The organism is Mesorhizobium sp. CO1-1-11 (assembly GCF_020164995.1).
Lineage (GTDB): Bacteria > Pseudomonadota > Alphaproteobacteria > Rhizobiales > Rhizobiaceae > Mesorhizobium > Mesorhizobium australicum.
In genome coordinates, this window is sequence record NZ_JAIUHE010000027.1 from 40,070 (window position 1) to 52,390 (window position 12,321).

11 protein-coding genes are annotated in these 12,321 nt (G+C 62.1%); 7 read left to right on the forward strand and 4 right to left on the reverse strand.

What is annotated here, in order from left to right; genetic code table 11:
- Positions 1 to 43 precede the first annotated feature (43 nt).
- From cysD to LB554_RS26065, 4 genes are read left to right on the forward strand one after another with little or no spacing between them, the layout of a single operon-like run.
- Positions 44 to 949: a sulfate adenylyltransferase subunit CysD gene (gene cysD / locus LB554_RS26050; protein ID WP_015318702.1), complete on the forward strand. Its 906-nt coding sequence runs from the start codon at positions 44 to 46 to the stop codon at positions 947 to 949.
- A gap of 2 nt (positions 950 to 951) precedes the next feature.
- Positions 952 to 2,889: a sulfate adenylyltransferase subunit CysN gene (cysN, locus tag LB554_RS26055; RefSeq protein ID WP_224587683.1), complete on the forward strand. Its 1,938-nt coding sequence runs from the start codon at positions 952 to 954 to the stop codon at positions 2,887 to 2,889.
- 10 nt (positions 2,890 to 2,899) lie between these two features.
- Positions 2,900 to 3,703, forward strand: coding sequence for a 3'(2'),5'-bisphosphate nucleotidase CysQ (gene cysQ / locus LB554_RS26060; protein WP_041163886.1), 804 nt, complete (start codon positions 2,900 to 2,902; stop codon positions 3,701 to 3,703).
- A 54-nt stretch (positions 3,704 to 3,757) separates the two neighbouring features.
- Entirely contained in the window at positions 3,758 to 5,020 is a 1,263-nt protein-coding gene (locus LB554_RS26065; RefSeq protein ID WP_015318699.1) for an O-antigen ligase family protein, read from the forward strand.
- Between the two features lie 74 nt (positions 5,021 to 5,094).
- Here LB554_RS26065 and LB554_RS26070 read toward each other — a convergent pair whose 3' ends face one another.
- From LB554_RS26070 to LB554_RS26085, 4 genes are all read right to left on the reverse strand, one after another.
- Positions 5,095 to 6,237: a DegT/DnrJ/EryC1/StrS family aminotransferase gene (locus LB554_RS26070; protein ID WP_140878454.1), complete on the reverse strand. Its 1,143-nt coding sequence runs from the start codon at positions 6,235 to 6,237 to the stop codon at positions 5,095 to 5,097.
- Positions 6,238 to 6,466: 229 nt separating this feature from the next.
- Positions 6,467 to 7,390, reverse strand: a complete 924-nt coding sequence (locus LB554_RS26075; protein ID WP_015318697.1) for a carbohydrate kinase family protein — start codon at positions 7,388 to 7,390, stop codon at positions 6,467 to 6,469.
- Positions 7,387 to 7,833 (reverse strand): RbsD/FucU family protein, encoded by a 447-nt coding sequence (locus LB554_RS26080; RefSeq protein ID WP_015318696.1) that lies wholly within the window; start codon positions 7,831 to 7,833, stop codon positions 7,387 to 7,389. The genes LB554_RS26075 and LB554_RS26080 overlap by 4 nt, the downstream gene beginning before the upstream one ends.
- Position 7,834: 1 nt before the next feature.
- Positions 7,835 to 9,061 carry an ROK family protein gene (locus LB554_RS26085; RefSeq protein WP_224587684.1) on the reverse strand — a complete coding sequence of 409 codons (1,227 nt, stop codon included), beginning with the start codon at positions 9,059 to 9,061 and terminating at the stop codon, positions 7,835 to 7,837.
- Between the two features lie 189 nt (positions 9,062 to 9,250).
- On the opposite strand from LB554_RS26085, the gene LB554_RS26090 reads away from it, so the two are divergent.
- The 3 genes from LB554_RS26090 (at position 9,251) to LB554_RS26100 (ending at position 12,306) form a co-directional block, all read left to right on the forward strand.
- On the forward strand, positions 9,251 to 10,306 hold the full coding sequence (locus LB554_RS26090; protein ID WP_411908817.1) for a sugar ABC transporter substrate-binding protein: 1,056 nt from the start codon (positions 9,251 to 9,253) through the stop codon (positions 10,304 to 10,306).
- Between the two features lie 159 nt (positions 10,307 to 10,465).
- A complete protein-coding gene (locus LB554_RS26095; RefSeq protein WP_015318693.1) occupies positions 10,466 to 11,527 on the forward strand; it encodes an ABC transporter permease in 1,062 nt (353 codons plus the stop codon).
- Positions 11,524 to 12,306 carry an ATP-binding cassette domain-containing protein gene (locus LB554_RS26100; protein ID WP_015318692.1) on the forward strand — a complete coding sequence of 261 codons (783 nt, stop codon included), beginning with the start codon at positions 11,524 to 11,526 and terminating at the stop codon, positions 12,304 to 12,306. The genes LB554_RS26095 and LB554_RS26100 overlap by 4 nt, the downstream gene beginning before the upstream one ends.
- Positions 12,307 to 12,321 lie beyond the last annotated feature (15 nt).

The window sequence follows — 12,321 nt, forward strand, 5'->3', positions numbered from 1 at the left end:
GCAGGATCTTCTGTTGCAAGGCATGAGAGAACGCTCACGGTCCATGATACCAGCGCTTACGCATCTGCAGCGGCTTGAAGCCGAGTCCATTCACATATTCCGCGAGGTCGCGGCAGCCTTCACCAAGCCGGTCATGCTCTATTCCGTCGGCAAGGATTCGTCGGTGCTGATGCATCTGGCGATGAAGGCGTTCTATCCGGCCAAGCCGCCATTCCCGTTTCTTCACGTCGACACCACCTGGAAATTTCGCGAGATGATCGCATTTCGCGATCAGATGGCGAAGAAGCTGGGTTTCGATCTTCTGGTTCATGTCAACGAAGATGGCGTGCGCGACAACATCAATCCGTTCGATCACGGCTCGAACACCCACACTCATGTGATGAAAACCGTGGCGCTGCGCCAGGCGCTCGACAAATACGGCTTCGACGCTGCCTTTGGCGGCGCCCGTCGCGACGAGGAAAAGTCGCGCGCCAAGGAGCGCATCTTCTCTTTCCGCAACGCCCAGCATGTGTGGGATCCGAAGAACCAGCGGCCCGAAATGTGGAAGATCTTCAACACACGTATCGCGCAGGGTGAATCGATCCGCGTCTTCCCGCTGTCGAACTGGACCGAGCTCGACATCTGGCAGTACATTCTGCAGGAAAACATCCCGATCGTGCCGCTCTATTTCGCCAAGCGGCGGCCGGTTGTCGAACGCGATGGCATGCTGATCCTCAAGGATGATGATCGCATGAAGCTACTGCCCGGCGAGGTCGTGGAGGACAGGTTGGTGCGATTCCGTACGCTTGGCTGTTATCCGCTGACCGGCGCCATCGAATCCGACGCCGACACACTTGAAGCCATCGTTGGCGAGATGCTGACGGCACGCACCTCCGAACGGCAGGGTCGGTTGATCGACCGCGATGAAGCCGGTTCGATGGAAAAGAAGAAGCGCGAGGGGTATTTCTGACCATGCGCCACATCATGGCAAAGAGCCTCGCTCCAACGGACGGCGTCCGCGATTATCTGGCCGCGCAGGAGAAGAAGTCGCTGCTGCGCTTCCTGACCTGCGGTTCGGTGGATGATGGCAAGTCGACGTTGATCGGACGCCTGCTCTCCGACACCAAGCAGATTTTCGAGGACCAGCTCGCCGCGCTTGAACGCGATTCGCGCAAGCATGGCACGACGGGCGACGACGTCGACTTCGCGCTGTTGGTCGACGGCCTCGAGGCGGAGCGCGAGCAAGGCATTACCATCGACGTCGCCTACCGCTTCTTTGCCACGCCGAAGCGCAAGTTCATCGTCGCCGACACGCCCGGCCACGAGCAATATACCCGCAACATGGCGACAGGCGCTTCGACCGCCGACCTGGCGATCGTGCTGATCGATGCCCGGCAGGGGGTGCTGCGCCAGACGCGGCGCCATTCGATCATCGCCTCGTTGCTCGGCATCCGCCACATCGTCCTGGCGGTCAACAAGATCGATCTCGTCGGTTTTGACCAGGCGGTCTTCAACAGGATCGTCGAGGACTACCGGCAGTTCTCACGCGATCTCGGCTTCCAGACCATCGCGCCGATCCCGATGTCGGCCCGCTACGGCGACAATGTCAGCGGCCGCTCCGAAAACACGCATTGGTATTCCGGCCCGACATTGATCGAGCATCTCGAAACCGTCTCCGTCGACGAAGCCACGGCCGAGCTGCCGTTCCGCTTTCCGGTTCAGTACGTCAATCGCCCCAATCTCGATTTTCGCGGTTTTGCCGGCACCATCGCGTCGGGTATGATTGCGCAAGGCGACGAGGTCGTGGTCGCCAAGTCGGGCAAGTCCTCGCATGTCAAACGCATCGTCGCCTATGGCGGCGATCTCAAACAGGCGGTGGCCGGCCAGGCCATCACGCTCGTTCTCGACGACGAGGTCGAGGTTTCCAGGGGCAACATGCTGGTTTCGCCGTCCGCACGGCCGCAGGTCGCCGACCAGTTCGCCGCCAACATAGTCTGGTTCGACGAGCATGCGCTGTTGCCGGGCCGTTCCTATATCCTGCGCACCGAGACCGATCAGACCAGCGCCACCGTCACCGACTTGAAGTACCGCATCAATGTCAACGACTTTGCGCATGAGGCGGCCAAGTCGCTTGAAATGAATGAAGTCGGTATCTGCAACATTTCGACCCGGGCGCCGATTGCCTTCGATCCGTTTGGCGAGAACCGGACCACTGGCGCCTTTATCCTGATCGATCGCATCAGCAACGCCACGGTTGGCGCAGGCATGATCGTGCACTCGCTGCGCCGCGCCGAAAACATCCATTGGCAATCGCTCGATGTCGGCAAGCGAGTGCGTTCCGACATGAAAAACCAGCGGCCCGCCGTGTTCTGGTTCACGGGGCTTTCGGGCTCCGGCAAGTCGACCATCGCCAACCTGTTCGAGAAGAAGCTTTTCGCTACTGGGCGTCATACCTACATTCTCGATGGCGACAATGTCCGCCACGGTCTCAACCGCGACCTTGGATTCACCGATGTCGATCGCGTCGAGAACATTCGCCGCGTCGCCGAAGTGGCCAAGCTGATGGCCGACGCCGGGCTGATCGTCATTGTCTCCTTCATTTCCCCGTTCAGCGCCGAGCGGCGGATGGCCAGGGAATTGATGGCCGATGGCGAGTTCATCGAGGTGTTTGTCGATACGCCTTTCGAGGAATGCGCCAGGCGTGATCCGAAGGGCCTCTATGCCCGCGCGCTGAATGGCGAGATCAAGAATTTCACCGGCGTCGATTCGCCTTACGAAGCACCGGAGAAACCGGAGATCCATCTGAAGACGCTCGGCAGATCGGCTGAAGAGATGGTAGATGCCCTGGAACACTGGCTGAACGAGCGGGACATTGCCGAAGACCAATATGACAATGGCGGCGGCATCTGACGACACGTCGATGCTTGAAATCTTCGAGCGGCTGGCGCTAGCCGCCGGGCGCGAGGTGATGCGCGTATTCCACGCCGGCTGCGCGGTCGACCGCAAGTCGGACGCCTCGCCGGTCACCGAGGCGGACCGCGAGAGCGAGAAGATCATTCTTGCAGGCCTGCGCGCCGCATTCCCCGATATTCCGTGCGTGGCCGAGGAGGAAGCGGCGGCCGGCATCATGCCGGGCGAACTTGGCGAGACCTTCTTCCTCATTGATCCGCTTGATGGCACCAAGGAATTCGTCAACCGGCGCACCGACTTCACCGTCAATATCGCGCTTGTCCGCCATGGTGTGCCGGAAGTCGGCGTTGTCTTCGCACCCTGCAGCGGCCGGTTTTTTTCCGGGCGACCGGGCAGGGCGGAAGCCCTCGAAGTCGATGGCGACTACCACATCGTTTCCCGCCGGCCGATTTCGGTGAGAACGGCCGCGACGCCGCTGGCCGTGGTTGCCAGCCGCTCGCACAACACGCCGGAAACCGAAGCCTATATTCGCGACCTTGGTGCCGCCGAGATCGTCTCGGTCGGTTCGTCACTGAAATTCTGCCTCCTCGCCAATGCCGAGGCGGATGTTTATCCGCGCTTCGGTCGCACCATGGAATGGGACACCGCTGCGGGTGACGCGGTGCTGCGTGCCGCCGGCGGCACGACGCGGACGCTGGACGGCAAGCCCTTGACCTATGGCAAGCGCAACCAGGCCGATGACGCGGACTTCGCCAATCCGCATTTCATCGCCAGCGGCGAGGCTGCAATCCAGGGACGTATCGGACGTAGGTGAAAAGCCCTCGTCGATGGCCTATCCTTTGTCGACGTCCCCTGAGTCGGTAAGTGAATGTCCTTGTTTCAGAAATGCCATGCCGTCATTTTGGGCGGCTTTCCCGCATGGACCAGCAATCGTGATGAAATAGTCTTCAGGATGTTGCTGGGCCTCTACGCCCTCTCTCCCGCCCTTTTCGCCTTCGTCGAAATGTCCCCAACGGTCTTAACGCTTGTCGGGGCACTCATGGGCGCTCTCGCCCTTTTGACGAAGCGTGCGCGTTTTGCCAGAGGCACGATAGGCCTTGCAATTGCTCTCGCTCTCTTGTCAGGCTTTGTCCTTGCGAGCGCCCTGTGGTCGGTCGATGCGAGCCGCTCTCTCATGGCGGCGAGGGACGTGTTTGGCTACTCGATCGCCGCTATCCTGCTGTTTCAGGGCATCCTCGCGCTTGCGAGCGCTCAGCGCGAGCGGCTCGCGCGGGTGTCATTGGCCGGCATGTTGATCGGCGTCGTATCGGTGATGGGCTGGGAACTGTATTTTGCGTTTCTGACCGAAGATCCACGCTTTGTGGAGAACGTTTTCACCCTCCATAAGATCACGGTGTACGGAGCTTTTTTTGCCGTCATATTTCTTGCCCAGCCGAGGCTGGTCTGGAAAGGGCTTGCGGCTCTCTTTGCCGTTCTGACATTGCTCTACGGCCGATCGACCGGCGTCAATCTGGCGATTGTCCTCGTGGCGGTGATGTTTGTCATGCCCGCGAAATACCGCCAGCACGTTTTGGTTGGATTTTTCGCCGTCTATTTGTCTCTTGCCCTGATTGCCCCCTTCGTCGTCGCGCCGCTGTTCGCCTACCTCAAAACAACGGGATGGCTGGCTTTCTATCCAGGAACCTTCGCAGCGCGGCTTGATCTATGGCAGATGATTTCGCCCCGCATCGCGGACCAGCCGATCCTCGGCCATGGCGCCAATACGATCAGAAACGCGGCCGGGGTTGTCGTGAGTCCGACATATTATGCGCAGGCGGATCTCCCAAGCGCACATAATATCGTATTCGATTTGTGGTACGAACTGGGAGCGCTGGGCATCATCGTGTATGGGGTGCTCCTGGCGGCGATCATAAGAATGATCGGTGGTTTGAGCGGCCCCTGCCATTTCATAGCCAGCTCCTACCTGATCATAGCTGTCGTCGAACTCTCGGTCGACCATCGGATCTGGTTGTCATGGGTGCTGGGCATTTTGGTCTTCGCCGCGGGGATCTGCATAGTGCAGTGCCGTTCCATGACCCGATCGGGAATGGAAGACGGGACCACAAGACACGCGGCGGCCTTCTCAAAATAACGGGCGAAGCGCACGGCCTGCGCCGTCGTCGCTCTATGCCAAGGAAGTGTCGGTCGGGTGTCCGTGCCCAACGCCTATTCGGCCGCGGCCTGCGCCGAGTTCGAGCCGATATAATTGCGGATCGTTTCGATGATCCGGTCCTGGTCGGCCTCGCTGAGATAGGGGTGCATCGGCAGGCACAGGATGCGTTTCGGCAGGTCCTCCGAAACGGCAAGGCCGGTCGGCGTGCGCGGGTAGTCGCGATAGGCGATCTGCTCATGCAGCGGCTTGACGTAGTAGATGACGGACGGAATGCCCTTTTCGCTCAAATGCGCCTTAAGCCCGTCGCGTTTCGGCGTTTCGATCGCATATTGCGCCCAGGCCGAGCGGCTGCCACCCAGGTTGCGGGCTGCGGTGACGATGTCACCAAGGCCTTCAGCGTAGCGTTGGGCCACCACCTGCCGCGCCACCATCTCTTCCTCGAGGATGGCGAGCTTCTCGAGCAGGATCGCCGCCTGCAGCGTGTCGAGCCGTGAATTGATGCCGACGCGGATGTTGTCGTACTGCGTCTCGCCCTTGCCGTGGAAGGCGAAGGATCTGAGCGCGTCGGCCAGCGCGTCATCATTGGTGAACATCGCGCCGCCGTCGCCATAGCAGCCAAGCGGCTTGGCCGGATAGAAGCTGGTCGAGCCGACATGGCCGAACGCGCCGCACATCCTGCCTTCGAGCGAGCCCCCCATGGACTGGGCTGCGTCCTCGATCACCAATAAGCCTTCGCGATTGGCAATAGTCATGAGCGCCTCATAGTCGGCGGCAAGACCGAACAGGTCGACGGGGATGATCGCCTTAGGCTTCAGTCGACCTTCCTTCTTGATGGCCGCGATCGCCGCCTCGAGGCTGGCGATGTCGATGTTGTAGGTTGTCGGATCGACATCGACGAAAACCGGCTCGGCCTTGGCCAGCGCCACCACTTCCGCCGTGGCGGCGAAGGTGAAGCTCGGCACGAACACCGCGTCACCCGGGCCGATGCCGGCGGCGAACAGCGGCAAAAGCAGTGCGTCGGTGCCGTTGGCGCAGGCAATCACATGCTTGACGCCGACATAGGCGGCGAGCTTCTTCTCGAATTCGGCGACCTGCGGGCCAAGGATGTAGCGGCCATCCTCGACCACGTGGTCGATCGCGGCTTTCAGCCGGTCGCGGATTCGTTCGCGCTGCGCGCCAAGATCGATGAATTGCATGTCGGCCTCAATACCTGCCAATAACCGGCCCGCTGGTACCAGACTTGGCGCGGCTGAAAAAGCCGGCTGCGGATCGGGGACTTGGTGCAAGTGTCGCAGCCCGTTACCACGTTTTGCCGGCATATTGTCCCACAAAGCCGGGAATCCGGGCTTGGCGGTGCAATTCAGCCCATTCTTATCGAGGTTTTCCGGCGCCTGGAAACATAAAGTGATCGCGCTGGAGAGCCGATCAGCCGATCTCGTGCCGCCAGGGGGGATTGGCGCCGGCTCGTGATACCGTCACTGCCGCCGCCTTGGCGCCGAGCGCCAATGCTTTGCGGATGGCGTCTTCGGACAGGCTGGAAATCGCCGCCTTCGTCAACAGGCCTTGCTCATGCAGGGAGGCAAGGATGCCGGCGTTGAACGTGTCTCCGGCGCCGACGGTGTCCACCACCTTCACTGTCTCCGGCATGACGGTGACACGATGCTGTTTGCTGTAGCCAACGGCACCCTCGCTGCCATGCGTGACGACGATCAGCTTCGGGCCGCGGTCGAGCCAATTGCGCACGACATCCTCGTGCGAGCCGGCTTCGCCGAACCAGTGGAGGTCTTCGTCCGACAGTTTGACGATGTCGGCCATCGCCATCATCTCCCGGATGCGCCTGAGGTGCTTGGCCTTGTCGGGAATGAAGTTCGGCCGGATGTTGGGATCGAGCATCATCACGCGGGCCTCATGCTCGCGCTGCATGAATTCCTCATAGGCCGACCCAGCCGGCTCCGAGATCAGGCTGATGGCGCCGAACAGCATCGCCTCGATCTCGCTGCCGAGTTGCGGCAGGTCTTCGATGGTCAGCATGCGCCCGGCCGTGTTCTCGTCATAGAAGGTGTAGGTCGCCTGGCCATTGTTCAGCCGCACGAAGGCCAGGGTCGTCGGTCGGGGCGAGGTGTGCGCGTAGGTGGAACTGACCTTGCTCGCCCCCAACGCGTCCCTGAACTGACCGCCGAACAGGTCCGACGACAGGCCCGAGAAAAAGCCGGCCGGCGCGCCCAAGCGGCCGAGCGCGATCGCTGTGTTGAAGACAGCGCCGCCGACATAGGGGGCAAAAGCCGGCTCATTCTCCGTAGTGGTGCGCGGCAGCATGTCGATCAGGGCTTCGCCGCAGCAGAGGATCATGGCTTCTCGGTCTCCGGCGGATAGATCACGCCCTTGCGGATGATGATATTGGCGTAAAGCCGCGGCTCGCTTGTCGCGACGATGGCATGCGCCGATTTGACCCGTGCATAGAAGTCGGCGCCGGCCAGTGCAACCACCTTGCGGCCAGGCGCGCGTTTGGCGCAGATCGCCTCCATTTCACGATGGACGGGGTCGGCAAGCGACGGATCGCCTTTCACCGAGGCGCGAAACAGCGCCTCCGGCACGACATCGTCGACCGGAAGCAGCGTCAGTATCGCGTCGAGTACGGGCATGAGGGCGTGGCCATCGGTCCTGATGAGGCGCCTTGCCTGCTCCTGTGCCGGATAGTTCCCGTCGACCACGGCAATCTCGTCACCATGGCCCATGGCGCGCAACGTCGCCAGAAGCTCTGGACCAAGCAGCGCCGGAATCCCGATCAGCATTTCACGCGCCCCTGGAGATCGTCGTCGAACCGATCAGGAAGCGTTCGGAAAGCGGCAGGCTGGCGCCGCCGAGCGCCCGGGCATGGATACCCACGCTTCCCTCGCGGACGGCCGGAAGTTTCAGCCCTTCGCCGTCGATCGCGCCGATTGCCGTCACGACCGCCTCGACCAGCCTCTGGCGCACGGCCTTCGGCATCCAGCCGTCGATCACCGCGGCTTCGAAATCGATGACCGAGGATGCTGCCACGATGGCATAAGCGAGCGCCTGCGAGGCGCTGGCGATCCACTCGTCGAGCGCGGCGCCGATCTCCCCCCAATCCTCGGGCGAGGTCCACAGATACGAGGCCTCGACGCCACGCGCATTGAGTGTTTTTTCGAGCATGGCGATCGAGGCCACGTCGATCAGCTGGGTCGGTTTTCCATCCGGCCCCGGCACAGGCATTGAGCCGAGCGCGCCGGCATTGCCGGTCGGCCCGCCAAACAGCCGGCCGTTGAGCACGATGCCGCCGCCAGCAAAGGCGCCGATGTAGAAATAGACGAAATCCCGCGCCGCGCCCGTCTGGCCAAAGACCAGTTCGGCGCCGCAGGCGGAGGTGGCATCGTTCTGCAGATAGACCGGAAAATCGCATTGCGCCTGGATGTCGGTCCTGATGTCACGATGGCGCCATTCGTCCATCACGTCGCGCGGCGCGCCGGCGGTGTCGGCCCAGTTCCAGAGCTCGAACGGCATTGCGATGCCAAGTCCGGCGATGCGCTTGTCCTGTGCCGGCGTCAGCTCGCCGCGCATCGTCTTCATGCCTGACGTGACGAACTCGACCGTCTCGCGTGGGGCAGGGTAGCGGTAGGAATGCTGCAGCATCGCGCGCACCTGTCCGAGGAAATCGATCAGCACGAGTTCGGCGCTGCGGCGGCCGATCTTGAGGCCGATGAAGAAGGCGCCTTCGGGGTTGAGTGCCATGGGGATCGAGGGCTGGCCGATCTTGCCGCGCAACGGCGCCTGGCGCACGAGCAGGCTTTCTTCCTCCAGTTCGCGCATGATGACCGAGACCGTCTGCGCCGAAAGTCCGGTCATCCGGGCAATGTCGGACTTCGCCAGACTGCCGTGCTGGCGCACCAGCGAAAGCACCAGGCGCTCGTTGTGGTCGCGCATGCCACTCTGGTTGGTGCCGCGGTGAATGAGGCTCTCGTTCGCTTCGGGCGAACCATGCCTCGCAGTGGCCGTCTCCACCCTGTTCCTCCCGTCGTTTCCCCACAATGCTTTTGGGTCAGAATGAGTGAACGACGCAAGGGTGTCAATAATAAATAAGAGTGATTTAATTATTGACAGATGTGCTGGCGTGGTGTTCCTTGAGGGAGCATCCGCGCTGGGAGAAGTCGCTGGATGCCGTGCGGGTGCCGGTTGGCCGGCATTCGAAAAATGTTCCACTGGGAGGAAATCGTGACCAATACAAAATTGTTGAAGTCCACCGTTTTCGCGGCGGCCGCGCTGGGTCTGATGGCGTTCGCTTCGTCTGCGTCCGCGGCCGGCGTCGGCGCCTGCCTGATCACCAAGACCGACACCAATCCGTTCTTCGTCAAGATGAAGGAGGGCGCGACCGCCAAGGCCAAGGAACTTGGTGTCGATCTCAAGACCTATGCGGGCAAGATCGACGGTGACAGCGAGAGCCAGGTGGCGGCGATCGAAAGCTGCATCGCCGACGGCGCCAAGGGCATTTTGATCACCGCGTCCGACACCAAGGGCATCGTGCCGACGGTGAAGAAGGCGCGCGATGCGGGCCTGCTGGTGATTGCGCTGGACACGCCGCTCGATCCGATCGACGCCGCTGACGCGACCTTCGCCACCGATAATCTGGAGGCCGGCAAGCTGATCGGCGCCTGGGCCGCCGCCACGCTCGGTGACAAGGCCAAGGACGCCAAGATCGGCTTCCTCGACCTGACACCCTCGCAGCCGACCGTGGACGTTCTGCGCGACCAGGGCTTCATGATGGGCTACGGCATCGACGTGAAGGACCCCAACAAGATCGGCGATGAGACCGATCCGCGCATCGTTGGCCATGATGTGACGAACGGTAACGAGGAAGGCGGCCGCAAGGCGATGGAAAACCTTCTGCAGAAGGACAACACCATCACCGTCATCCACACCATCAATGAGCCGGCCGCGGTCGGTGCCTACCAGGCGCTCAAGGCTGTCGGCCTCGAAAGCCAGGTGCTGATCGTCTCGGTCGACGGCGGTTGCCCCGGCGTGAAGTCGGTCGCCGAAGGCGTCATCGGCGCCACCTCGCAGCAATATCCGCTGCAGATGGCCGCACTTGGCATCGAGGCGATCGCCGCTTTCGCCAAGGACGGCACCAAGCCGAAGCCGACCGAGGGCAAGAACTTCTTCGACACCGGCGTCAACCTCGTCACCGACAAGCCGGCGACGGGCGTCAAGTCCATCGACACCAAGGAAGGCCTCGCCAAGTGCTGGGGCTGATACTGGCCTGACCGGCAACGGAACCGATGCGACCGGGGGGACTTGATCCCCGGCCGCATCGGGTGGACGATGCATCACTGTAAACGCGAATAATCCCGGCGACAGACCGGAAGGCGTGGACGGCGTCAGCGTGTGGCTGAAGCCCTACGGGGAGGAAACATGGCTCAAGCTCAGGAATTCGAGAAGGTTCTCTCGGCCAGCGATACAAGTGTAGCCGCTTTTGACGAGCACAAATCAGCCGTCAAGCGCATCCAGCATTTTCTGCATTCGACGCCGGCGGCGGTGCCGCTGATCGTGCTGCTTCTGTCGATCGTCATCTTCGGCATCACGATCGGCGGGCGGTTCTTCTCGTCCTACACGCTGACACTGATCCTGCAGCAGATCGCCATCGTCGGCATTCTCGGCGCCGCGCAGACACTGGTCATCCTGACCGCCGGCATCGACCTGTCGATCGGGGTGATCATGGTGATTTCGGCCGTGATCATGGGCAATTGCGCGGTCAGCTACGGCATGCCGAGCGTGCTCGCCGTGGCGATCGGGCTTGCCGCCGGTGCGGCTTGCGGGCTGCTGAACGGGCTGCTGGTCGCCTATATGAAGCTGCCGCCCTTCATCGTGACGCTCGGCACCTGGAACATCGTCATGGCCACGAACTTCATCTATTCGGCCAATGAGACGATCCGCGACACCGACGTCGACAACCAGGCACCGCTGCTGCACCTGTTTGCCCTGAGCTTTAAGGTCGGCACGGCGGTGCTGACGCTCGGCGTCATCGCCACGGTCGTGCTCGTGCTGGTTCTTTGGTACGTGCTCAACCACACCGCATGGGGCCGTCATGTCTACGCCGTCGGCGACGACCAGGAGGCGGCGAAGCTGTCGGGTATCCAGACCAAGAAGGTGCTGATGACGGTTTACACCCTTGCCGGGCTGATCGCCGCTTTCGCGGCCTGGGTCTCCATCGGCCGCAACGGCTCGATCTCGCCGTCCGCCGCTGTTACCGACTACAATCTGCAGGCGATCACCGCGACTGTGATCGGCGGTATTTCTCTCTTCGGCGGCCGCGGCTCCATCCTCGGCACGCTGTTCGGCGCGATGATCGTCGGCGTCGTCTCGATGGGCCTCAACATGCTCGGCGCCGATCCGCAATGGAAAGTGCTGCTCACCGGCGTGCTGATCATCGGCGCCGTCGCCATCGACCAATGGATCAGAAAGGTTTCGGCATGACCCAGGAACCCATCCTCACCGCGCGCGGTCTGGTCAAGCGCTATGGCCGCGTCACCGCTCTCGACAATGCCGATTTCGACCTTTACCCCGGCGAAATCCTTGCCGTCATCGGCGACAACGGCGCCGGCAAGTCGTCACTCATCAAGGCGATTTCCGGCGCGGCCGTGCCGGACGAAGGCGAAATCCGGCTTGAAGGCAAACCCGTCTCCTTCAAGTCGCCGATGGAAGCCCGTGAAGCCGGCATCGAAACCGTCTACCAGAACCTGGCCTTGTCGCCGGCGCTTTCGATCGCCGACAACATGTTCCTCGGCCGCGAGATCCGCAAACCCGGCTTCGTCGGTCAGTGGCTTCGCATGCTGGACCGTCCGGCAATGGAAAAGCGTGCCCGCGACAAGCTCACCGAACTCGGCTTGATGACCATCCAGAACATCAGCCAGGCGGTGGAGACCCTGTCGGGCGGCCAACGCCAGGGCGTGGCGGTGGCCCGCGCCGCCGCCTTCGGGTCGAAGATGGTCATCATGGACGAGCCGACGGCGGCGCTCGGCGTCAAGGAGAGCCGCCGCGTGCTTGAACTGATCCTCGACGTGAAGAAGCGCGGCCTGCCGATCGTGCTCATCTCGCACAACATGCCACACGTCTTCGAGGTGGCGGACCGTATCCACATCCACCGTCTGGGCCGTCGACTGTGCGTCATCGACCCCAAGCAATATACGATGTCCGACGCCGTTGCCTTCATGACCGGGGCAAAAACACCCCCGGAGGCGGCATTGGCGGCCTGACTGCCAACTTGCCGC

What these genes read in the sequence shown, in the direction of transcription:
- cysD (WP_015318702.1), top strand. Translation starts at nt 44, where the DNA reads ATGATACCAGCGCTTACGCATCTGCAGCGGCTTGAAGCCGAGTCCATT.
- cysN (WP_224587683.1), top strand. Translation starts at nt 952, where the DNA reads ATGCGCCACATCATGGCAAAGAGCCTCGCTCCAACGGACGGCGTCCGC.
- cysQ (WP_041163886.1), top strand. Translation starts at nt 2,900, where the DNA reads ATGCTTGAAATCTTCGAGCGGCTGGCGCTAGCCGCCGGGCGCGAGGTG.
- LB554_RS26065 (WP_015318699.1), top strand. Translation starts at nt 3,758, where the DNA reads ATGTCCTTGTTTCAGAAATGCCATGCCGTCATTTTGGGCGGCTTTCCC.
- LB554_RS26070 (WP_140878454.1), bottom strand. Translation starts at nt 6,237, where the DNA reads ATGCAATTCATCGATCTTGGCGCGCAGCGCGAACGAATCCGCGACCGG.
- LB554_RS26075 (WP_015318697.1), bottom strand. Translation starts at nt 7,390, where the DNA reads ATGATCCTCTGCTGCGGCGAAGCCCTGATCGACATGCTGCCGCGCACC.
- LB554_RS26080 (WP_015318696.1), bottom strand. Translation starts at nt 7,833, where the DNA reads ATGCTGATCGGGATTCCGGCGCTGCTTGGTCCAGAGCTTCTGGCGACG.
- LB554_RS26090 (WP_411908817.1), top strand. Translation starts at nt 9,251, where the DNA reads ATGTTCCACTGGGAGGAAATCGTGACCAATACAAAATTGTTGAAGTCC.
- LB554_RS26095 (WP_015318693.1), top strand. Translation starts at nt 10,466, where the DNA reads ATGGCTCAAGCTCAGGAATTCGAGAAGGTTCTCTCGGCCAGCGATACA.
- LB554_RS26100 (WP_015318692.1), top strand. Translation starts at nt 11,524, where the DNA reads ATGACCCAGGAACCCATCCTCACCGCGCGCGGTCTGGTCAAGCGCTAT.